The organism is Flagellimonas sediminis (assembly GCF_010500845.1).
GTDB lineage: Bacteria > Bacteroidota > Bacteroidia > Flavobacteriales > Flavobacteriaceae > Flagellimonas > Flagellimonas sediminis.
The window spans coordinates 76,929-98,171 of sequence record NZ_JAAAMI010000012.1 but is presented as its reverse complement, the minus strand read 5'-3'; the positions used below and the strand labels follow the sequence as shown (position 1 = coordinate 98,171).

Below are 21,243 nucleotides of genomic sequence, written 5' to 3'. Positions count from 1 at the left end.
TACAGATGACCAGACCTTGAGCCTATCCGGGAACACCCTATCCATCGCCGATGGTAACAGTGTGGACCTATCCGTTTTCAATAACAGCGGAACCGATGATCAGGCCTTGAGCCTGAGCGGCAACACCTTGACCCTTGAGGACGGTGGCAACGTGGACCTGAGTGGATATTTGGACAACACCGATGCACAGACCCTTTCCTTGAGTGGAACCGATCTTAGCATTGCCGGTGGCAACACCATCGACATCAGTTCCATTGACACGGATACCGATGACCAGACCTTGAGCATTTCAGGTTCGGATCTGACCATTTCCGAAGGAAACACAATAGACATTTCCGGTGTGAACACGGATTCCCAGACGCTTTCCTTAAGCGGAACAGATTTGAGCATCACCGGTGGCAACACCATCGACATCAGTTCTATCGACACCGATACCGACGATCAGACCTTGAGCCTATCCGGAAACACCCTTTCCATCGCGGACGGGAACAGTGTGGACCTGTCGGCCCTGGACAACAGCGGAACGGACGACCAGGCCCTGAGCCTGAGCGGCAACACCTTGACCCTTGAGGACGGTGGCAACGTGGACCTGAGCGGATATTTGGACAACACGGATGCACAGACCCTTTCCTTGAGCGGAACAGATTTGAGCATTGCCGGTGGCAACACCATCGACATCAGTTCCATTGACACGGATACCGATGACCAGACCTTGAACCTATCCGGAAACACCCTTTCCATCGCGGACGGGAACAGTGTAGACCTTTCGGTCTTCAACAACAGTGGAACGGATGACCAAGCATTGAGCCTGAGCGGCAACACCTTGACCCTTGAGGACGGTGGCAACGTGGACCTGAGTGGATACTTGGACAACACGGATGCACAGACCCTTTCCTTGAGTGGAACCGATCTTAGCATTGCCGGTGGCAACACCATCGACATCAGTTCCATTGACACGGATACCGATGACCAGACCTTGAGCATTTCAGGTTCGGATCTGACCATTTCCGAAGGAAACACAATAGACATTTCCGGTGTGAACACGGATTCCCAGACGCTTTCCTTAAGCGGAACGGATCTGAGCATCACCGGTGGCAACACCATCGACATCAGCTCCATTGACACGGATACCGATGACCAGATCTTGAGCATTTCAGGTTCGGATCTGACCATTTCCGAAGGAAACACAATAGACATTTCCGGTGTGAACACGGATTCCCAGACTTTATCCTTGAGCGGAACGGATCTAAGCATTACCGGTGGCAACACCATCGACATCAGTTCCATCGACACGGATACGGATGACCAGACCCTTTCAACCAATGGAACAGCGGGGCACATTGCCATCTCGGAAGGTAACAATGTGACCATCAATGTGGATGATGCGGACTCTATTGTCGGGAACGAATACAATACAGGGGTATCCATGAACTCAGGAAGCCTTCAGGTTACCGACAATGGTGGGACCCTGTCCACAGGATTGATCAGTACCGATGCCAACAACAACATTACTGCCGGTACCGATGGTGCCCTTTACCTGAACGTGGCCTCGGTATCCATAGCGGAGACCAACACGTCACTTTCCTTTAATAGCGGTACCAACCAACTGACCTATACTAACGAATTGGGCAACAACCCGGTCATCGACCTATCGGCATTGGACAACAGCGGAACTGACGACCAGACCCTAAGTTTGAGTGGTAATACCTTGACCTTGGAAGATGGTGGCAACGTTGACTTGAGTGGATATTTGGATAATACTGACGACCAAGCATTGAGCTTGAGTGGCAACACCCTTACCTTGGAAGATGGCGGTAGCGTAGACCTGTCCACCTTCGACAACAGTGGAACGGACGACCAGGCCCTGAGCCTGAGTGGCAATACCCTTACTTTGGAAGACGGTGGCAACGTGGACCTGAGCGGATATTTGGACAATACGGATGCACAGACCCTTTCCTTGAGTGGAACCGATCTTAGCATTGCCGGTGGCAATACCATCGACATCAGCTCCATTGACACGGATACCGATGACCAGACCTTGAGCATTTCAGGTTCGGATCTGACCATTTCCGAAGGAAACACAATCGATATTTCAGGTGTGAACACGGATTCCCAGACCCTTTCTTTAAGTGGAACGGATCTGAGCATCACCGGTGGCAACACCATCGATATCAGCGGCATCGACACCGATACGGATGACCAGACCTTGAGCCTTTCCGGTAACACCCTTTCCATAGCGGACGGGAACAGTGTGGACCTTTCGCCCTTCAACAACAGTGGTACCGATGACCAGGCATTGAGTTTGAGTGGCAATACCCTTACTTTGGAAGACGGTGGTAGTGTAGACCTGTCCACCTTCGACAACAGCGGAACGGATGACCAGGCATTGAGCCTGAGCGGCAACACCTTGACCCTTGAGGACGGTGGCAACGTGGACCTGAGCGGATATTTGGACAACACCGATGCACAGACTTTATCCTTGAGCGGAACAGATTTGAGCATCACCGGTGGCAACACCATCGACATCAGTTCCATTGACACGGATACCGATGACCAGGCACTTAGCCTGAGCGGCAACACCTTGACCCTTGAGGACGGCGGCAACGTTGACCTGAGCGGGTACTTGGATAATACCGATGCGCAGACACTATCCTTAAGTGGAACGGATTTGAGCATCGCAGGTGGGAACACCATCGATATCAGCGGCATCGATACGGATACAGATGACCAGACCTTGAGCCTTTCAGGGAACACGCTTTCCATCGCGGACGGGAACAGTGTGGACCTGTCCGTTTTCAACAACAGCGGAACGGATGACCAGGCATTGAGCTTGAGTGGAAATACCTTGACCTTGGAAGATGGTGGCAACGTGGATTTGAGTGGATACTTGGACAACACGGATGCACAGACCCTTTCCTTGAGTGGAACCGATCTTAGCATTGCCGGTGGCAATACCATCGACATCAGCTCCATTGACACGGATACCGATGACCAGACCTTGAGCATTTCAGGTTCGGATCTGACGATTTCCGAAGGAAACACGATAGATATTTCAGGAGTGAACACTGATTCCCAGACCCTATCCTTGAGCGGAACGGATCTGAGCATTGCCGGTGGCAACACCATCGACATCAGCGGCATCGACACGGATACCGATGACCAGACCTTGAGCCTATCCGGAAACACCCTTTCCATCGCCGATGGCAACAGTGTGGACCTATCTACTTTCAACAATAGCGGTACGGATGATCAGGCCTTGAGCCTGAGCGGCAACACCTTGACCCTTGAGGACGGTGGCAACGTGGACCTGAGCGGATATTTGGACAACACGGATGCACAGACCTTATCCTTGAGTGGAACCGATCTTAGCATTGCCGGTGGCAACACCATCGACATCAGCGGCATCGACACCGATACCGATGACCAGACCTTGAGCATTTCAGGTTCGGATCTGACCATTTCCGAAGGAAACACAATAGACATTTCCGGTGTGAACACGGATTCCCAGACGCTTTCCTTAAGCGGAACAGATTTGAGCATTGCCGGTGGCAACACCATCGATATCAGTTCCATCGACACCGATACAGATGACCAGACCTTGAGCCTGTCAGGGAACACGCTTTCCATTGCAGATGGTAACAGTGTGGACCTATCCGTTTTCAACAACAGCGGAACGGACGACCAGGCCCTGAGCCTGAGCGGCAACACCCTGGCCCTTGAGGACGGTGGCAATGTGGACCTGAGCGGATATTTGGACAACACGGATGCACAGACCTTATCCTTGAGTGGAACCGATCTTAGCATTGCCGGTGGCAACACCATCGACATCAGCGGCATCGACACCGATACCGATGACCAGACCTTGAGCATTTCAGGTTCGGATCTGACCATTTCCGAAGGAAACACAATAGACATTTCCGGTGTGAACACGGATTCCCAGACGCTTTCCTTAAGCGGAACAGATTTGAGCATTGCCGGTGGCAATACCATCGACATCAGCTCCATTGACACGGATACCGATGACCAGACCTTGAGCATTTCAGGTTCGGATCTGACCATTTCCGAAGGAAACACGATAGATATTTCCGGTGTGAACACGGATTCCCAGACGCTTTCCTTAAGCGGAACAGATTTGAGCATCACCGGTGGCAACACCATCGACATCAGCGGCATCGACACGGATACCGATGACCAGACCTTGAGCCTATCCGGAAACACCCTTTCCATCGCCGATGGCAACAGTGTGGACCTATCTACTTTCAACAATAGCGGTACGGATGATCAGGCATTGAGCCTGAGCGGCAATACTTTGACCTTGGAAGATGGTGGCAACGTGGACCTGAGCGGATATTTGGACAACACGGATGCACAGACCTTATCCTTGAGCGGAACCGATCTGAGCATCACAGGAGGCAACACCATCGATATCAGTTCCATCGACACCGATACAGATGACCAGACCTTGAGCCTGTCAGGGAACACGCTTTCCATTGCAGATGGTAACAGTGTGGACCTATCCGTTTTCAATGACAGCGGAACGGACGACCAGGCCCTGAGCCTGAGCGGCAACACCTTGACCTTGGAGGACGGTGGCAACGTGGATTTGAGTGGATACTTGGACAACACGGATTCCCAGACGCTTTCCTTGAGCGGAACAGATTTGAGCATTGCCGGTGGCAACACCATCGACATCAGTTCCATTGACACGGATACCGATGACCAGACCTTGAACCTATCAGGGAACACCCTATCCATCGCCGATGGTAACAGTGTGGACCTATCCGTTTTCAACAACAGCGGAACCGATGACCAGGCACTTAGCCTGAGCGGCAACACCTTGACCCTTGAGGACGGCGGCAACGTTGACCTGAGCGGGTACTTGGATAATACCGATGCGCAGACACTATCCTTAAGTGGAACGGATTTGAGCATCGCAGGTGGGAACACCATCGATATCAGCGGCATCGATACGGATACAGATGACCAGACCTTGAGCCTTTCAGGGAACACCCTTTCCATCGCGAACGGGAACAGTGTGGACCTGTCCGTTTTCAACAACAGCGGAACGGATGACCAGGCATTGAGCTTGAGTGGAAATACCTTGACCTTGGAAGATGGTGGCAACGTGGATTTGAGTGGGTATTTGGATAATACAGATGATCAAACTGCCTCAGAAGTAAATTCTGACACTCCAGTAGATATAGATGGAGATGGCGCTACCGAAACCACCGTTGAAGATGTGATTCAGGCCATTGCACCAATCACTTCCAAAGCCGCTCGTATTTTCTATCCACCTTCGATTGCTATTGATGCATCATCCAATGGAACTGGACTTACCGTTAACCTTTATGCCCAATATGTGGCTCAATATGGTACGCCGGCAGTGGCCAGTACAGGTGCTCCCGCAGCGCTTCCAACCTATGCGGCAACAGATTTATATTATTATGTAACCTATGCAGATCCAACGGTTTTTGCCAATATGAGCATTAATGCCAGTGGGGTTCTGACTTATGATATTATCGGACAACCAGCAGATTACAATGCCTTGATCAATGTGGTATTCGTTGTAAAATAATAATGATTAAAGACGCATAGATTTGAATTCAACTAACCCATACAAGTCTTTACTCATTGGACTGTTCCTCATGTTCATAGGAGCGGGTACAGTAAATGCCCAGTTTTTGCTCCAGGCACCTAACACCGGCGATGAGAACAATTATAGATGGTACGAAGCTTCGGATTTGGCTACCGTTTTAGGGACCAATTCCTTTTACGAAGCTACCCAACCGGGAATATACTTTGCCACTTATGATGGTACCCTTTGTGGTTCCAATGCAACAGGATACTTCATTCTAACAGACTGTAATGCTCCCAACAATCAGGTAACTCTGGATATTTCTGCCAGCATTCCTTCAGGGGTAACCGTAAGTTGGAGCCCTGCGGTCAGTGGAGACCAATCCCGGCCAACGGTGACGAGTACCCAAACGGTGACAAGATATGTGGCGACCATAACCAAAGCAGGAAATAGTTCAGCTTTACCCAGGTTTACAGTGGTGTGTATGAGTCAGGCTGCAAATTTGGTGGATGACCTGATTGCTGTTAACGAGGATGAAAGTATCGTCGTTCCTATTTTTGATAATGATTCGGACCTGCCCACAAATGGAACGTTGTCCATTACAGGACCATCCAATGGAGCAGTTTCCATCGATGATAACGGTACGGCTAATGATCCATCGGATGATGTGGTAACCTATATTCCTAACCCGGACTTTAATGGAAGTGATAGCTTTGACTATACCATTTGCAACAGTTTTGGCGATTGTAGCACTGCTACCGTAACCGTAGATGTGTTGCCAATTGTGGATACCAATGATGATTCGGTTTCTACGGATATTGATACGGATGTGGTCATTTCATGGCGCGCCAATGATAATGACATTCCTACATCAGGAACGATCACAGCGACCAATCCTACCAGCGGAACCATTGTTCTTAATGAAAATGGTACACCGAACAATCCTTCGGATGACAATATTACTTACGTCCCCGATCCAGGTTTCAATGGCACCGATACCTTCGAGTATACGGTTTGTGATGCCAATGGAAATTGCGATACGGCCACTATTACGGTAATTATCAATCCTCCTGGAATTGACTTGGATAGTGATAATGATGGAATTGTTGACAGTTTTGAGGATTTGAACGCTGACTCTGACAATGATCCTTCAACCGAACCAACGGATACCGATGGCGACGGATTCCCGGATTATTTGGACATTGACAGTGATAATGATGGAATTCCGGATAACGTTGAAGCGCAATTGGCCTTGGGCTATATACCTCCAAGTTTGGTGGATACCAATGCCAACGGACTTGATGATGCCTATGAACTTGACGGCAATGTTGGATTGATTCCTGTAGATTCCGATAACGATGGCTTGCCCGATTATGTGGATTTAGATAGTGATGATGACAATGTTCCCGATGCTATAGAAGGCCATGACCATGACCATGACGGTATCCCAGAAGTAACGTTCATCGGTTCGGACAAGGACAATGACGGTTTGGATGATGGATATGAAGGTGAAACGGTCATTGATATCGATGTGAACGATGAAATGGACGAGCCAAGCTTGTTCTTAACTGACACGGATTCTGATGGCATCCCTGATTTTAGGGACTCGGATGATGATGACGATGGTATTGAAACCATCGATGAAGACCTTGATCAAGATGGCAATTACGCCAATGATGATACCGATGGTGATGGAGTACCAAATTATTTGGATCCTGACCTTGGCGAAACAACAGTTGATGAAATAGATGTGATCAATGTAATCACTCCGAATGGGGATGGTGTACATGATGTATTGGCCATCAACGGAATCGAAAATTATCCAAACAACACAGTAAGAATTTATAACAGATGGGGTGTCATGGTCTATCAAACCAGGTCCTATAACACCAATGGCAACGTGTTCGACGGTACCTCGCAAGGTAGGGTCACGGTTGACCAAGACAACAAACTTCCCGTAGGAACGTATTTCTATGTTCTGGATTACGAGGATATGGGAGGAAACATGAAACAGCTTTCAGGCTACATATACATTAACAGATAAGCAAAATGATTACTGTGGAGAAAATGATTTTGAACCGAAACATCCAATGTTTGCTAGTGTTTCTTGTGCTTGGACTTGGAATTCTACAGGCCCAACAAGATGCCCAATATACCCAGTACATGTACAATACCGTGAGCGTGAATCCGGCCTATGCTGGTTCCCGAGGTCATTTGAGCATAGCTGGGTTGTACCGTAATCAATGGTTGGGATTGGATGGTGCCCCGGAAACCCAAACGTTCAATATCCATTCTCCGATTGGTTACCGAGGGGTAGGATTGGGTGTTTCCATTGTAAATGATAAGATTGGTCCTACTTCGGAAACGTATTTTGATATGGACTTTTCCTATACCATCCAGACTTCCTGGGAAGGTAGATTGAGCTTCGGTCTTAAGGGGAGTGCCCATATGCTGGACATCCGTTATTCGGAATTGGACGAGTTTGAAGTGGATCCACAGTTACAATCGCAACAAGATATCCAAAACAAGTTTTCACCCAATTTCGGTGTAGGGGTCTACTATCACACGGATAGGTTTTATGCAGGACTGTCGGCACCCAGAATTTTGGAAACCACCCATTTTGATTCTTCTTCCGTATCTACTGCCAAGGAACAAATCAACATGTACCTCATTACTGGCTATGTGTGGGATTTGAATCCCTTCTTGAAGTTCAAACCAGCATTGTTGACCAAGGCAGTCCAAGGAGCACCCTTGCAAGTGGACGTTTCGGCCAATTTTATGTTCAACGAAAAATTCATCGGGGGATTGGCCTACAGATGGGATGCCGCTTTCAGTGGGCTTATCGGATTTATGTTGTCCGATCAATTTATGGTAGGTATGGCCTACGACCGGGAAATTACCGAATTGGGAGCCGCGACCTTCAACGACGGTTCTTTTGAAATCATTATTCGATATGACTTCATTAGAAATATTGGAAACCTAAAATCCCCACGTTTCTTTTAGCAAGATTTAAGAACCCGCTACCGTCTATGTCCCACAAAGGTCATATTTTTGCAACATGGTAGAGGAACATGTGATACTGGTGAACGAGTCCGATGAACCCATTGGTCTCATGCCCAAGATGGAAGCACACGAGAAAGCCCTTTTACACAGGGCATTTTCCATTTTTGTGATGAATGATAAAGGGGAAACCATGTTGCAGCAAAGAGCAAAGAACAAATACCATTCACCGTTACTATGGACCAACACCTGTTGCAGCCATCAAAGGGATGGGGAAAGCAATATTGGGGCAGGAAAACGAAGGTTGATGGAAGAAATGGGCTTTACCACAGAGTTGAAGGAGCTCTTCTCCTTCATTTACAAGGCACCTTTTGATAATGGACTTACAGAATATGAATTTGATCATGTGATGATAGGCACTTTTCTTGGGGAACCGAACATCAATCCTGATGAAGTTGCGGATTGGAAATGGATGCTTCCAGGGGATATCAAAAAGGATATAGAGGAAAATCCGGATCGGTACACGGCATGGTTCAAGATTATCTTTGAACGTTTTTACGATCATCTTATGCAAAACATTCCTACAACATGAAAGTAAAGGTTAGTAGAAAGGCTATCTTCAATGCAGCGCACAGACTTCATAGACCCGATTGGGACGATGCCAAGAACCAAGAAGTTTTCGGCAAATGCAATAACCCTCGTTTTCATGGTCACAACTATGATCTTATCGTAAGCGTTACTGGAGAAATTGATCAGGAAACGGGATTTGTGATGGATCTTAAGGTGTTGAAGGAAATGATCCAAGAGCATGTCATAGATGTTTTGGATCACAAGAATTTGAATACCGATGTACCCGAGTTCAAGAATCTGAACCCGACAGCGGAAAATATAGCGGTGGTTATTTGGAATAGATTGAGGCCACTTATAAACACGGAAAATGAATTGGAGGTTGTTCTCTATGAAACCCCACGGAATTTTGTAACCTATTCAGGATAATGGAACTATATCCCTTAAAATTTAAACCCATTTTAAAAGAACGCCTCTGGGGTGGTACCAAATTGAAAGAAGTCCTCGGAAAACCCATAAAAAGTGATATTACCGGGGAAAGTTGGGAACTCTCTGGGGTGTCTGGAGATATTTCCGAGGTGTCCAATGGACCCTTGGCTGGAACTTCTTTAAACAACCTTATTGCCAACCACGGGAGGGACCTTTTGGGTAAAAGCGTTACCGATCGCTTCGGGGACGAATTTCCGATTCTCATAAAATTTATTGACGCAAAACAGGATCTTTCCATTCAATTGCACCCGAATGACGAGTTGGCCAAACAAAGGCACAATTCATTCGGGAAGACCGAGATGTGGTACATTATGGATGCGGATCCTGGGGCAAAATTGATTGTAGGATTCAATAAGGATGTGGAAAAGGAAGAATATGTGCAAAGCTTGGAAGAAGGTTCCCTATTAGATCTTATGAATTATGAGGAAGTGGAAGAGGGTGATACCTTTTTCATCAACACCGGTAAGATTCATGCTATTGGGGCCGGAGTTCTTTTGGCCGAGATACAACAGACTTCCGATATTACCTACAGGGTCTATGATTTTGACAGAAGGGACAAAAATGGCAATTTGAGGGAACTGCATACCAGTTTGGCAGTGGATGCCATCGATTATAAACAGAAGGACGACTTTAAAGTGAGCTATTCGGTTCGGACAGATGTGGTGAACAAAATGGTGGATTGTCCCTATTTTAAGACCAACTTTATGGAACTTTCAAAATCCATGAAACAAGATATTTCCGATAGAGATTCCTTTACCATCTATATGTGCGTAGGAGGGAATGCAACCATTTCCAATGATTGGGGGAGTGCCTCTATCAAAAGGGGGGAGACCATTTTGGTGCCTGCCTTGAGTAGCAAGGTGGAAATTGAAACCAAAGGCACCAAACTTTTAGAAGTGACCATTTAATTAGTACCTTTAATAAAAACACTGATATGGCAAGTATTCGCGATTTAAAGAAAGATATCAATTTTGTGCTCGGAGATATTATCGAGGCCGTTTACATATGGGAAGCCGGTGACGGAAATAAGGAATCCGAAGAAGGAACCGTGATCATAGACAAGGCCATCGATATTTTTGACGAATTGATGGACAAGGTCAACAAAAAAGATGTGGAAGACCGCAAGGCCCACTTCAGGAGCATCCGAAACGAATTGGAAGAAAAAGCTACCGAACTGGTAGACCAATTGAACAGTTTGGCCGGCTAGTTCTTATCCAATAATTCCTTCAACATTTTTCCATATTTTGACGATGCCACTTCTGGGCTAAGTCCTTTATAAATAGAATCCAAATATTTTGGATTGGCTTGGCTTGCCTCTGCCAGCATCAGATATGGAGTGGCGTAAGAATCGCCATTGTTCAATCCAAAGTTAAGGGCGTACCTGTACTTCCTAATGGTATTTTGATCAATTTGGTTTTGAAGTGAATCCAAGGCCAAGGAATCATTTTGAAACTGGGGTAAGGTAGCTTGTTGTACCAACATTAGTTCCTTAATATTGAATTTGGAAGTCATTTCGTAGAATTCTTCCATTTTTTCCTGTGACTTGGAACCGGTGACTTCCGCCTTGGTATCAAAAGTGTTCCATGCCGTTTTAACGGTAATCAATCCAGGTTCACCAAAAATGGTAATTCGGTCGTTGATGTCGTTATTGTCTTTTTTGTTCAGGTATAGATAATAGATATCCGGGTTTTCCACTTCTTCGGTAAACGTAAAGCTCCCATCTCCCTTGATTTCCAAAGAATCTAACACCACAATGGTGGAATCTTTTAACTGTTGTAGGTATAAGGTCCCTTTTTTAAGACCTTTAATGTTTCCTGTGAGGGTCATGGTGTTCTCTGTATTCTTCTCGCAAGAAACAACCACCAATCCCAAAAGCATTACGAACAATATCCGTTTCATCATTAAATTTTTGCAGGGCAAATATCAATAAACTTCTGAACTTTTTAAACTTTGGAGGCCACTTCCATTAACAAAGCGCATAAATAGGCGCCTGCGGTGCCTACCACGTACCCAAAAACGGCCAAAAGAATGCCCACAGAGGTAAGGGATGGATGGAATTCCGCTGCCACAACGGGTGCGGATGCAGCCCCGCCCACATTGGCCTGACTTCCCACGGCAAGGAAAAAGTAGGGGGCTTTGATCAATTTGGCGACCAGGATCATCAATAAGGCGTGAATACTGATCCAAATAAGCCCGATGGCAATGAGCCCTGGATTTTCCATAACCTTGCCCAAATCCATTTTCATACCTATGGTGGCCACCAAAATATAGATGAACAATCCACCTAGTTTACTGGCCCCGGCCCCTTCGTAGTTTTTGGCTTTGGTAAAAGACAATCCGATGCCTAACATTGTGGCAAAAAGTACCACCCATAAAAATTCGGAACCAAGGGAGGAAAGAATTTTATCCTTATCACGGATCACTTCAAAATTATCCTGAAGAAACACCACAAAGTGATGTCCTAAAAAATGGGAGATGCCCACCCCTACAAATGCATAAAAAAGGATCATGATAAAATCCTGCAAGGTGGTAACCCGGGCAATTTTTGCGGTATAGGTAGATACTTTCTGTTTGAGTTCCTCAATGGACGAAGTATCCGCCTTCAACCATTTATCAATTTTTTGGCTTTTGCCCACTCCAAAAAGGATAACGGCCAGCCAAAGATTGGCTACAACAATATCAATGAGGACCATACCTCCATAATTGTCTTGGTTAAATTTGAAGACCTCCAGCATAGCTGTTTGGTTGGCACCACCTCCGATCCAACTTCCGGCAATAGTGGCCAAACCGCGCCAAACCGCATCAAAGCCTACACCGCCAACTGTTTCTGGCGAAAAGATGGAAACGATCAATATGGCAATAGGACCGCCTATTATAATTCCAACAGTTCCTGTTAAAAACATGATAAGGGCCTTGGATCCCAGGTTCAAAATGGCCTTTAGGTCAACGCTTAATGTCATCAAGATCAAAGCTGCCGGTAACAAGTATTGACTGGCTACCGAATAGGTCATGGAGGAAGATTCGTCCACAATGCCCACACTGGCCAAAATGGCGGGTAATAGGTAGCACATGAGCACTGTGGGCACCACATTATAAAACTTGCTCCAGAATCCGGTCTTAATGGATGAAGTATAAAAAACAAAGCCCAAACAGAGGCAAAGCAGTCCGAATATTACAGTGTCATCGGTAAAGGGTAGTTGGTCCATATTTGTAAGCTATGGTCCCAAATATAGGAAATTCAAAGGGGAGAAAAAGTTACAAGGACCTTTCAAAGGTCAACTCCCAAATCTTACAACATCTCCACGATTTGAATGTTATTGCCACAGGTGTCGTCAAAAACCGCAATTTTAACGGTACCCATTTCAGTAGGTTTTATGCTGAAGACCACGCCAAGCGCAGAAAGACGGTCGTATTCCTGTTGCATATTTTCAACATTGAACTGTGTGTACGGAATGCCTGCTTCAAAAAGGGATCTTTGATAGGTCTTTGCAGGTTCAAAATGTTTGGGTGATGGTTCCAGTAAAATTTCGGGGCCATCTTGCTCTTCCTTACTTACCACCGTTAGCCACCTGCTGTCTTCACTTAAGGGCACATCAACTTTCTTTACAAAACCTAATATTTCGGTATAGAAGGCAAGGGCTTTTGCTTGATCTTGGACCGGTATGCTCAATACTTTTACTTTCATTGGCTATACTTTTGGATTGGATGGTCAAAAATCAAAAATCTCCAATGGACCGACTTTGTGAAAATTGCTTTTTTTGAAAGTTGCTAGGCATGTATCCCGTCTTTTTTTTGAAAAGTGTACTGAACGAACTTGGGCTTTCAAACCCGACCAGATAGCACGTCTCTGAAATCGTTATTCCCTTTTTTAGGTAAAATTTTGATTTCTCTATTCTTTTATCAATTAGAAATTGCATTGGGGTTTGCCCATAATAGCGCTTGAAGAGTCGCAATAGGTGATATTTTGAGGTAAACCCAGCATGGGAAAGGCTATCCAGATTCAATGGCTTGTCGAAGTGTTTCTCAATATAATTCCGGGTTGCAACCACTTTCTGGATCTGCGCGGTATTGGCATAACACATGTTTTTGATCCTAAGGATCTCATTTTGATAAAATGTCACAACAAACTTTTTTTCATTATGTTATAGATTTTTGAATCCCTTCAATATTAGGGAATCGTGCTCTGAGAAATGGATAAGCATCCCAATGGCTTAATTTCCTTATTGTACTTCTAATTTCGGCCAAAGATCATGACTGTTCTCATCAAAATAAGTCAAACTCAATTTCCAAAGATATTCTTCCGATTTGTAAAATTGCTTGTCAAGTTCATACATATCATTCACTAGGGCCTCATTCTGAAATAATTCACCAATTGGTAAAATTTCATGTAATTCATGATTGTCTAAAAGATTTCTTAGGCTTTCAGGTGAAACGTTATGCTTTTCAAGGATCTTTACTGCACTTAAAAGCAAACTTTTGTTGAAACTTGCTCCGATTTTGTCTAAACTTTCAATAGTTCCTTTTGTATATCGACCTGTTGAATTCGTGAAAAATTGCAAAAATCCGCCATTATTGACTTCCTTTTCCAAACAATCAATGAAGTAAAAAGTTTTGAGGGGTTCCGGCATTTCCTGTAAAGAAGTTATTCCGTAGTCATCACTTTTTCTGATTTTTTGTACGAAATAATATAGTAATTCCATTCTTTCCTCTTCAGCCGCATTTTCATAAAGTTCCTTGTTCAGTTTGGCAAACCTTACTCTATAATGCCATTCTCCTTTCGGTTTTGAAGGTGTCGGTTTCCCGAATTTTACCAATCGGGGAATGATATACCCTAAAATGGCCAGAATAGCTATAATGATCGTAAAATTCATGCAGACTATGCTTGTAATGCCAAGATACACACATTAGCGTCATCTAAATACCCCATTATTTGAAAAAGAAGACGAAATCGGTTTTGAGTCAACAATTGCATGAATCGCGCTAAGGTTAGGGAAAGGGATGCCCTAACTTTATTGTTATAAACACTAAAACATAGAAATCATGAGAAGTTTACTTTGGTTGGTTGCCGTAATATGTATCATCATTTGGGTATTGGGCTTTTTTGGAATTGTTGCCGGAATGGCCACCAGTAGCTTGATCCATGTATTATTGGTAATCGCAATTATCGCAATTTTGTATAATATCATTTCTGGTCGTAAACCTCTGTAATCCTGAGCTGACCGAAATCATGGTTATCCACCTAGAACAATGACTTTGGAAGCAATAAGCTTCTGTAAAAGAAACAGCCACAAAAACTTGTGGCTGTTTTTATTTTTAAATAGTGGGTTGTTTTTTGGTGCTCAGTTCAATTTCCATTTATCAGCAAGTGCTTTGTTGTAACCATCACCTGCCTTCGGGTTGGGCTCGCCCTTACCTGTAGTGATCAATTTGTACAGACTGTTTTGGATGTAATGGGTCCATGCTTCGCGGCACACGTTGTAGCATTCATAAAAATGGGTCAAACCCTCTTGGGTAAAGGTCAATCTGGTTTTGTCACCTTCACTTTTAATTTCAAAAATGAGATGATTGCCCACCCATTCTTCTTGGTCTTTCACAAAATTGAAACTGTTTTCCACAACTTCCCAAACCACTTTTTTGTCGGCTTCAAGAGCAACCACCTTCATTTTGCATAGATGGATATCCTTATAGTGATAAAACCATTCCTTGTTCAGTTCATCCGTTGGGCCCTCAATTTCTTCGGACCACCACCCGCGGACATTGTTTATGGCCTTATACACTTCCGAAGGAGTCTGGTTTACAAGGATAGTTGTTGTAAAGTATTTATTTTCCATGTTTGAAGTCTTTTCTTGTTGTTTAATTTCCGGTTGAGGCGTTCCAATAAAGGAGCTAAAGAGTAAGAAGAAGAGTATGATCGGCGTTTTCATGAGCTTATTTTAGGTGTTCAAGTTGTTCTCGAGGGCTTCCATATATTGCGTCCATGCCCCGGAGCATCCTTCAAAGCATTCAAACTGAGGAACCAATCCTAGGTGGGTAAAGGTCACTTTGGTATCATCTACAAAACTTTCAATATCAAATTGCAGATGTGTTCCCACCCATTCGCTATGGTTGGTCACAAACTGTAGATGGCATTCCCTGATTTCCCAAATAATCCTTTTATCCGGTACCAATTCTATCAATTTTTGTTTGGTATAATGGGCGCCTCCACCCGCTTTAAACTCAAATTCATCCCCAACCTGCTTACTTGGACCGGCTATGGTTTCCTCAAATATCCCCGACCACCAAGCTGGAATGTTCAATAATAAATTAAATATTTCCTGGGCAGTCTTTTTTGTTCTGAATGAATAGGAGTAGCTCAAAGTTGTTCCAAATTCCTTCGTTGTAGTACTTAAGGTCTTCATTTTCATTGAAATGTTTTGGTGCTAGATTAATATTGTTAAAACAAAGATATTGTCTAAATTGACCTTAAAAGAGGTGTTATTAGACATTTCAGTAGGTTGATATGGACATTATCCCTCCATACTTTTGCTAAAATTGAATTATGAAACATTTGACAATTTTGGTACCCGTTGGTCAGAATAACCTTAGTAGTATTGTTGGCCCCTATAAGATTTTTGATCGGGCCAATACTTATCATCAACAGTCTGGAAAACAGAAAATCTTCCAAATAGAATTGGTCGGGACTCGGTCCCAGGTTGATTTTTACAATGGATTATTTACGGTCAATCCACAAAAATATATTTCCGATATCCACAAGACGGATTTGATTATCATTCCTTCATTGAACCATAATTTCGAAGAAGCAGTTTTTGGAAATGAGGATTTGATTTCTTGGCTACGTAAACAATATAAATTGGGTGCAGAGATTGCCAGTATCTGTACCGGTGCCTTTTTATTGGCTGCCAGCGGGGTTTTGGATGGAAAGCATTGTTCAACACATTGGGCCGCTGCGGAGAATTTTAATAAAAAGTTTCCAAAGGTACATTTGAAAGCCGATCAATTGATCACGGATGAAAATGGTATCTATACCAATGGCGGTGCCTATTCCTTTTTGAACCTCGTGATATATCTTGTTGAGAAATTTTACGATAGGGAAACGGCAATATATTGTTCCAAAGTGTTCCAAATCGATGTAGCTAGGAACATGCAATCGGAGTTTTCCATATTCAATGGGCATAAAAAGCATGATGATGAGGTAATTCATGAAGCCCAGTCGTATTTGGAAGAAAACTTTAGGGAAAAGATCTCCATACAGACCTTGGCCAAGAATCTGAACATGGATCGAAGAAATTTTGACCGTCGCTTTAAGAAAGCCACAGATTTTACCCCCTTGGAATACTTGCAAAGGATAAAGGTGGAGGCGGCCAAAAAATCATTTGAAAACACCCGTCTCAATATAAACGAAGTGATGTATGACGTTGGTTATAATGACGCTAAGGCCTTCCGTGAAATTTTTAACAGGATCACAGGTATTTCACCAGTGGATTATCGGGCCAAATACAATTATTTTTTTTCCACTAAGTAAAGTAAGGATTCCAACAACCTAATGCTTTTTCAAATGAGGCTCCCTAAATGTTCAACCAATACGTCAGTTTTAAGTTGATGGAACGGTTCCTTGGTACAAAAGAATTTACAAAATAGTTGTCGTTATACACCAAAAATAGGTCCGAAAGTGGGGCAAACCGCCATTGAAGCCTTGAGTTGAAACCTAAATTGTCCAATTGGTTGCTGTATTGGACCAAGGTAGACCAAAATACCGATTTGTTGAAGGTGATGTTTATTTTAGGGCTCACCAACCAAAGGTCTTCACTTTCATAGGGTTCCGGTAGTTTGATGCTGTTATAGTTTAGTCCCAAAGAAATAAAAACGGTAGGCTGAAGACGGAGGCTCAAATCACCTTCCATTACAAATCGGGTTCCATTATAAAAATCCCCATAGCCTGGCTCCAAAGAGTAAGAGACCACTTTGCGACGATCACTTTGGAATTCGACCTCGTAACTGGTATAGTAATATCCGATATCGGCAGGTAGTTCCACCCCATCCTTGCTTCCAGTGGGATCAAACCCATCGGTCAAATATGTATATCGGTTAAAAAGCCTAACGGCAATCTCTTCTTGGGTTTTGAATTTGGCCTGCCATCCGGTGTAAAAAAAGTAATCGGTATTCTTATAATCCAATGTGGGCCGCCAAATCATGGAGGGTCTAAATAGGAATCCATGTGTGTTCAGACTTCCCTTTCTGGGCCAAAAGTTGATTTCGACATGGGGTTTTGCCACCACAATATCCTCCCTTGGAATATAGCCCAGATCCGATCTAAAATCATTTCCAACGAAATTTCCCCGAAGCCCAAAATTCAGATATCGGCTGTTGTATTGGAGATTGGCCCCGCCCGAGGCATCCCTATTGCCCATTGCATGGGCAAAAGATTTGTGATAGTAAAACTTACCGGTCCAAGTATTGTTTGCGGAAGCCAAGTTGTAATCGATACCCAGCACCCTGTTATATCGGTCAATTTCGTCCAGAAAATCGTAATCATCAAAAGTTTGGCGATTTACAAAGATGAAACTAAGGTTGGATCTAGAGAACATTTTTTTCTGTAAGGCAAAAACGGTGTTGTTGTTACTGGGGATATGGTTCGCCTCATCTTTCTCGGTTTGTATGTTCAAAAGGCCCAAACGCCAATCTTCCGTAAGTTTCCCGCTTAACCGAATACCACCCAATATTCCATTCTCAATGGTTTCGTCATCTAAATTCTGGGCAATCCCAATCCTTCTGGAGAAAAAGGGGTTGGAATCCTCTTCACTTCCAAAAGACCCAAAAAGATCACTGTTGTCAATAAAGAATTGCCTTTTTTCGGGAAGGGAAACCTCAAATCGGGTAAGGTTGGTCACTAAATTGTCCACTTCAACGTTCGAGAAATCGGGGTTAACCGTAATATCCAGGTTCATCCCGTTCCCAATGGATACCTTGGCATCACCACCAAAATCGAGCTTGTTCAGTTTTTCATCATATTCATGATCCTTGCCCACAATACCATTAACATAGGGAATGAGTGCCATGGGTGTCCTGGATTTGCCCAAGGGCTTTTCAAATACCATGTCCCCCATAAAGGCCAAGCTATAGATCAATTGGTTCTGCGGGATTTTTGTCCAAGTACTTGTCTCGTTGGTCTGCATATCAAACCGATAACTGTTGAACCGCCATTTGGTTTCCCCTTGTTTAAACTTAAAAGAGGTTAGGGGAATTGCTATCTCACAGATATAGTAGCCATCGTACAATTTGGTTTCCCCTTTCCATTTAACATCCCAAGAAGTTGTGAAATTACTTGGGCCTGCACCACCATTTGAAATAAGGGCCTCCCTGCGAACCCCATAAGGATTCATGCCAAATAGAAAGGCATTGGTGCCATCGTTAAAAGTGTCGAACAATAGACTTATGTTGTCATTTCCACCGGCACGGTAATCGCGTTGCAAAGATGGAACAACATAATTGTTTCCTTGTGTCATTAACTTGATGCCTATGTACAATGTGGTATTGTTGTAGAGCATCTTTATGTGGGTCTGTTGTACCGCCAACGTTGTATCGGAGGGAAAGTACTGATGGAAGTCTTCCGCACTCTCTGCTTGGTTCCATACAGGTTCATCCAGAATTCCGTCGACTTCGATGATCTGGTCAATATACCTAACAGTAAAAGTATTATTGGATGTTTGGGATACCAGGGCAATCGGAAATAGGAAAATAGCTATAATGATCAGTAGCTTAGGCATTTGTTTAGTTTAGTTGGTTTTCCAAATGTAAGGGTATAGTTAAAATATTCCCAAAAAAATGATTGGGCATTGTGCATTGCAAAAAGATTCAGAAAATTGATCTTTGTTATTTCCATAGTGTAAACCTTGTATTTCTTTATTCAGCCAAAATGAAAAAGACCTTCCTATTGCTCCTTTTGTTGCCCATGTTCATGTTCGGGAACGCCATTTGGAGCAAAACAGGGCACCGGGTTACCGGACAGATTGCCCAAAACCATTTGAAGGGCAAGACCAAAAGAGCCCTGAACGACCTGTTGGATGGTCACAGTTTGGCATTCGTTTCTACTTATGGGGACGATATAAAGGCAGACCGTGCCTATTCCAAATATTCGCCTTGGCATTATGTAAACTATCCTCTAGGGATGAACTATGTGGATTCGGAAAAAAGCGAGGATGGCGACATTATTACTGCCATAGAGGAATGTAAGGCTGTCATCAAGGATAAGAATAGGCCAAAGGAAGAACGCATTTTCCACCTAAAAATGTTGGTCCATTTGATCGGGGACCTTCATCAACCCATGCATGCCAGTAGGGAAGAGGATAAAGGTGGAAACGACATTCAAGTGCAATGGTTTGGCCAAGGCAGCAACTTGCACAAAGTGTGGGACCAAAATCTTATTGAATCCTACGGGATGACCTATACTGAATTGGCCCATGAACTGGACAAGGTTTCTACCAAACAGGTTAAAAAAATCCAGGAAGGTACCATTTATGATTGGGTAGACGAATCCCATGATATTTGTGGTGAACTGTATGGCTCCGTTAAAGTGGGGGATAAATTGGGCTACCAATATACCTATAATTATAATGACCTCCTGTTCGAACAACTTCAAAAAGGAGGTCTTAGATTGGCAAAGGTCTTGAACGACCTGTTTGATTAAACGTTTTTTATTGCAGCACCGTTTTTAACTGGTTGCGGTATTCCGAGGGGTTTTGTCCTGTAAATGCCTTGAAAGATTTGTTGAAATGCGAAAAATTGTTGAAGCCGCTATCATAACACACCTGGGTTATGCTGATGGGCTGCTCGGCCAATAATTTGGAGGCATGTACCAAACGGTATTCGTTCACAAACTGGGTAAATGTCTTGTTGGTGATCTTTTTAAAGTACCTACAGAAAGAGGGTACCGTCATGCTCACCATATCCGATATTTCCTCAAGACTAATGTCTTCCTTGAAATTCGCCTTTACGTGGTTGAACACGATATTGATCCTATCATTGTCCTTCACCTCGGTCTCCAAAGAGAAACCTTCGGCATTCAGCACGTTCATCTCATCCGAGGTGGCCAATTGGTTCAATATATTAAGGATGGAAAGTAACCGTTGAAAATCGGTCTGGTATTCCAAGATTTCCATTTTCTCTCCTACCTTCATTTTAGTCTTTCCATAAAAGGCAATACCGCCTTTGGCCACTTCAAAAAGCTTTTGGATGTTCTTCATTTCGGGAATATTGAAAAAATCACTACCCAGAAAATCAGCTTTCATTTGTATTAGGGTCTCACTTTTGTTACCGGTGAGCTTATCCGTAAATCCACAGTGGGGAAGGTTGGATCCAATAAGGATCAGATCCCCGTTTCTATAATAGGATACGTGGCTGCCTATCTGTCTTTTTCCTGAGCCCCCATTCACATATACCAGTTCCAGTTCCGGATGGTAATGCCAGCCATTGTTCTTGTTCTCATTGCTTTCGTTGAACTTTTGAAAAGTAAACGAATGACCAAAACTTGGGGCTATGGCTTCAAATGCAGGTTTTTGAATCATAAGTTCCAATTTTTTATTTGGTAATGTAAAGTTAGGACGGTGTCCTTTATG

At 44.0% G+C, this 21,243-nt stretch carries 19 protein-coding genes; 10 read left to right on the top strand and 9 right to left on the bottom strand.

Going from position 1 to position 21,243, the window contains the following annotated elements:
- Window positions 1-16: 16 nt before the first annotated feature.
- The 7 genes from GTK07_RS17730 (at window position 17) to GTK07_RS17700 (ending at window position 10,838) form a co-directional block, all read left to right on the top strand.
- Window positions 17-5,575 (top strand): beta strand repeat-containing protein, encoded by a 5,559-nt coding sequence (locus tag GTK07_RS17730; protein WP_203583840.1) that lies wholly within the window; start codon window positions 17-19, stop codon window positions 5,573-5,575.
- A 70-nt stretch (window positions 5,576-5,645) separates the two neighbouring features.
- Window positions 5,646-7,619: a T9SS type B sorting domain-containing protein gene (locus GTK07_RS17725; RefSeq protein ID WP_163636512.1), complete on the top strand. Its 1,974-nt coding sequence runs from the start codon at window positions 5,646-5,648 to the stop codon at window positions 7,617-7,619.
- Window positions 7,620-7,642: 23 nt separating this feature from the next.
- Entirely contained in the window at window positions 7,643-8,578 is a 936-nt protein-coding gene (locus tag GTK07_RS17720) for a PorP/SprF family type IX secretion system membrane protein (protein WP_417939657.1), read from the top strand.
- 55 nt (window positions 8,579-8,633) lie between these two features.
- Window positions 8,634-9,167 (top strand): isopentenyl-diphosphate Delta-isomerase, encoded by a 534-nt coding sequence (gene idi, locus GTK07_RS17715; protein ID WP_163636503.1) that lies wholly within the window; start codon window positions 8,634-8,636, stop codon window positions 9,165-9,167.
- Window positions 9,164-9,571 carry a 6-pyruvoyl trahydropterin synthase family protein gene (locus GTK07_RS17710; RefSeq protein WP_163636502.1) on the top strand — a complete coding sequence of 136 codons (408 nt, stop codon included), beginning with the start codon at window positions 9,164-9,166 and terminating at the stop codon, window positions 9,569-9,571. Before idi ends, GTK07_RS17710 begins: the two co-directional genes overlap by 4 nt.
- Window positions 9,571-10,539: a type I phosphomannose isomerase catalytic subunit gene (locus GTK07_RS17705; protein ID WP_163636501.1), complete on the top strand. Its 969-nt coding sequence runs from the start codon at window positions 9,571-9,573 to the stop codon at window positions 10,537-10,539. Before GTK07_RS17710 ends, GTK07_RS17705 begins: the two co-directional genes overlap by 1 nt.
- 26 nt (window positions 10,540-10,565) lie before the next feature.
- Window positions 10,566-10,838 (top strand): hypothetical protein, encoded by a 273-nt coding sequence (locus GTK07_RS17700; protein WP_119645592.1) that lies wholly within the window; start codon window positions 10,566-10,568, stop codon window positions 10,836-10,838.
- Here GTK07_RS17700 and GTK07_RS17695 read toward each other — a convergent pair.
- The 5 genes from GTK07_RS17695 to GTK07_RS17675 form a co-directional block, all read right to left on the bottom strand.
- A complete protein-coding gene (locus tag GTK07_RS17695) occupies window positions 10,835-11,533 on the bottom strand; it encodes a DUF4369 domain-containing protein (RefSeq protein ID WP_163636500.1) in 699 nt (232 codons plus the stop codon). The two genes, GTK07_RS17700 and GTK07_RS17695, sit on opposite strands and share 4 nt — an antisense overlap.
- A 41-nt stretch (window positions 11,534-11,574) precedes the next feature.
- Complete coding sequence (locus tag GTK07_RS17690; RefSeq protein ID WP_163636499.1) at window positions 11,575-12,837, bottom strand: DUF819 family protein; 1,263 nt, start codon at window positions 12,835-12,837, stop codon at window positions 11,575-11,577.
- Window positions 12,838-12,920: 83 nt separating this feature from the next.
- Complete coding sequence (locus GTK07_RS17685) at window positions 12,921-13,316, bottom strand: VOC family protein (RefSeq protein WP_163636498.1); 396 nt, start codon at window positions 13,314-13,316, stop codon at window positions 12,921-12,923.
- A gap of 31 nt (window positions 13,317-13,347) precedes the next feature.
- On the bottom strand, window positions 13,348-13,713 hold the full coding sequence (locus tag GTK07_RS19495) for a helix-turn-helix domain-containing protein (protein ID WP_417939656.1): 366 nt from the start codon (window positions 13,711-13,713) through the stop codon (window positions 13,348-13,350).
- A gap of 138 nt (window positions 13,714-13,851) precedes the next feature.
- Window positions 13,852-14,502, bottom strand: a complete 651-nt coding sequence (locus tag GTK07_RS17675) for a DMP19 family protein (protein WP_163636496.1) — start codon at window positions 14,500-14,502, stop codon at window positions 13,852-13,854.
- 169 nt (window positions 14,503-14,671) lie between these two features.
- Here GTK07_RS17675 and GTK07_RS17670 point away from each other — a divergent pair, with 169 nt between their 5' ends.
- On the top strand, window positions 14,672-14,839 hold the full coding sequence (locus tag GTK07_RS17670; protein ID WP_163636495.1) for a lmo0937 family membrane protein: 168 nt from the start codon (window positions 14,672-14,674) through the stop codon (window positions 14,837-14,839).
- A gap of 131 nt (window positions 14,840-14,970) precedes the next feature.
- Here GTK07_RS17670 and GTK07_RS17665 read toward each other — a convergent pair whose 3' ends face one another.
- Window positions 14,971-15,555, bottom strand: a complete 585-nt coding sequence (locus GTK07_RS17665; RefSeq protein WP_313790831.1) for an SRPBCC family protein — start codon at window positions 15,553-15,555, stop codon at window positions 14,971-14,973.
- Window positions 15,556-15,564: 9 nt separating this feature from the next.
- Complete coding sequence (locus GTK07_RS17660; RefSeq protein ID WP_163636494.1) at window positions 15,565-16,035, bottom strand: SRPBCC family protein; 471 nt, start codon at window positions 16,033-16,035, stop codon at window positions 15,565-15,567.
- A gap of 134 nt (window positions 16,036-16,169) precedes the next feature.
- On the opposite strand from GTK07_RS17660, the gene GTK07_RS17655 reads away from it, so the two are divergent.
- Window positions 16,170-17,153, top strand: a complete 984-nt coding sequence (locus tag GTK07_RS17655; RefSeq protein ID WP_163636493.1) for a GlxA family transcriptional regulator — start codon at window positions 16,170-16,172, stop codon at window positions 17,151-17,153.
- A gap of 43 nt (window positions 17,154-17,196) precedes the next feature.
- Here GTK07_RS17655 and GTK07_RS17650 read toward each other — a convergent pair whose 3' ends face one another.
- Window positions 17,197-19,395 (bottom strand): DUF5916 domain-containing protein, encoded by a 2,199-nt coding sequence (locus GTK07_RS17650; RefSeq protein WP_163636492.1) that lies wholly within the window; start codon window positions 19,393-19,395, stop codon window positions 17,197-17,199.
- 149 nt (window positions 19,396-19,544) lie between these two features.
- On the opposite strand from GTK07_RS17650, the gene GTK07_RS17645 reads away from it, so the two are divergent.
- Entirely contained in the window at window positions 19,545-20,315 is a 771-nt protein-coding gene (locus GTK07_RS17645) for a S1/P1 nuclease (protein WP_163636491.1), read from the top strand.
- Window positions 20,316-20,322: 7 nt separating this feature from the next.
- On the opposite strand, the gene GTK07_RS17640 is transcribed toward GTK07_RS17645, so the two are convergent.
- Window positions 20,323-21,192 carry an AraC family transcriptional regulator gene (locus GTK07_RS17640; protein WP_119642068.1) on the bottom strand — a complete coding sequence of 290 codons (870 nt, stop codon included), beginning with the start codon at window positions 21,190-21,192 and terminating at the stop codon, window positions 20,323-20,325.
- Window positions 21,193-21,243: the final 51 nt, after the last annotated feature.

What these genes read in the sequence shown, in the direction of transcription:
- GTK07_RS17725 (WP_163636512.1), top strand. Translation starts at nt 5,646, where the DNA reads ATGTTCATAGGAGCGGGTACAGTAAATGCCCAGTTTTTGCTCCAGGCA.
- GTK07_RS17720 (WP_417939657.1), top strand. Translation starts at nt 7,643, where the DNA reads ATGATTTTGAACCGAAACATCCAATGTTTGCTAGTGTTTCTTGTGCTT.
- idi (WP_163636503.1), top strand. Translation starts at nt 8,634, where the DNA reads ATGGTAGAGGAACATGTGATACTGGTGAACGAGTCCGATGAACCCATT.
- GTK07_RS17710 (WP_163636502.1), top strand. Translation starts at nt 9,164, where the DNA reads ATGAAAGTAAAGGTTAGTAGAAAGGCTATCTTCAATGCAGCGCACAGA.
- GTK07_RS17705 (WP_163636501.1), top strand. Translation starts at nt 9,571, where the DNA reads ATGGAACTATATCCCTTAAAATTTAAACCCATTTTAAAAGAACGCCTC.
- GTK07_RS17700 (WP_119645592.1), top strand. Translation starts at nt 10,566, where the DNA reads ATGGCAAGTATTCGCGATTTAAAGAAAGATATCAATTTTGTGCTCGGA.
- GTK07_RS17695 (WP_163636500.1), bottom strand. Translation starts at nt 11,533, where the DNA reads ATGATGAAACGGATATTGTTCGTAATGCTTTTGGGATTGGTGGTTGTT.
- GTK07_RS17690 (WP_163636499.1), bottom strand. Translation starts at nt 12,837, where the DNA reads ATGGACCAACTACCCTTTACCGATGACACTGTAATATTCGGACTGCTT.
- GTK07_RS17685 (WP_163636498.1), bottom strand. Translation starts at nt 13,316, where the DNA reads ATGAAAGTAAAAGTATTGAGCATACCGGTCCAAGATCAAGCAAAAGCC.
- GTK07_RS19495 (WP_417939656.1), bottom strand. Translation starts at nt 13,713, where the DNA reads ATGTGTTATGCCAATACCGCGCAGATCCAGAAAGTGGTTGCAACCCGG.
- GTK07_RS17675 (WP_163636496.1), bottom strand. Translation starts at nt 14,502, where the DNA reads ATGAATTTTACGATCATTATAGCTATTCTGGCCATTTTAGGGTATATC.
- GTK07_RS17670 (WP_163636495.1), top strand. Translation starts at nt 14,672, where the DNA reads ATGAGAAGTTTACTTTGGTTGGTTGCCGTAATATGTATCATCATTTGG.
- GTK07_RS17665 (WP_313790831.1), bottom strand. Translation starts at nt 15,555, where the DNA reads ATGAAAACGCCGATCATACTCTTCTTCTTACTCTTTAGCTCCTTTATT.
- GTK07_RS17660 (WP_163636494.1), bottom strand. Translation starts at nt 16,035, where the DNA reads ATGAAAATGAAGACCTTAAGTACTACAACGAAGGAATTTGGAACAACT.
- GTK07_RS17655 (WP_163636493.1), top strand. Translation starts at nt 16,170, where the DNA reads ATGAAACATTTGACAATTTTGGTACCCGTTGGTCAGAATAACCTTAGT.
- GTK07_RS17650 (WP_163636492.1), bottom strand. Translation starts at nt 19,395, where the DNA reads ATGCCTAAGCTACTGATCATTATAGCTATTTTCCTATTTCCGATTGCC.
- GTK07_RS17645 (WP_163636491.1), top strand. Translation starts at nt 19,545, where the DNA reads ATGAAAAAGACCTTCCTATTGCTCCTTTTGTTGCCCATGTTCATGTTC.
- GTK07_RS17640 (WP_119642068.1), bottom strand. Translation starts at nt 21,192, where the DNA reads ATGATTCAAAAACCTGCATTTGAAGCCATAGCCCCAAGTTTTGGTCAT.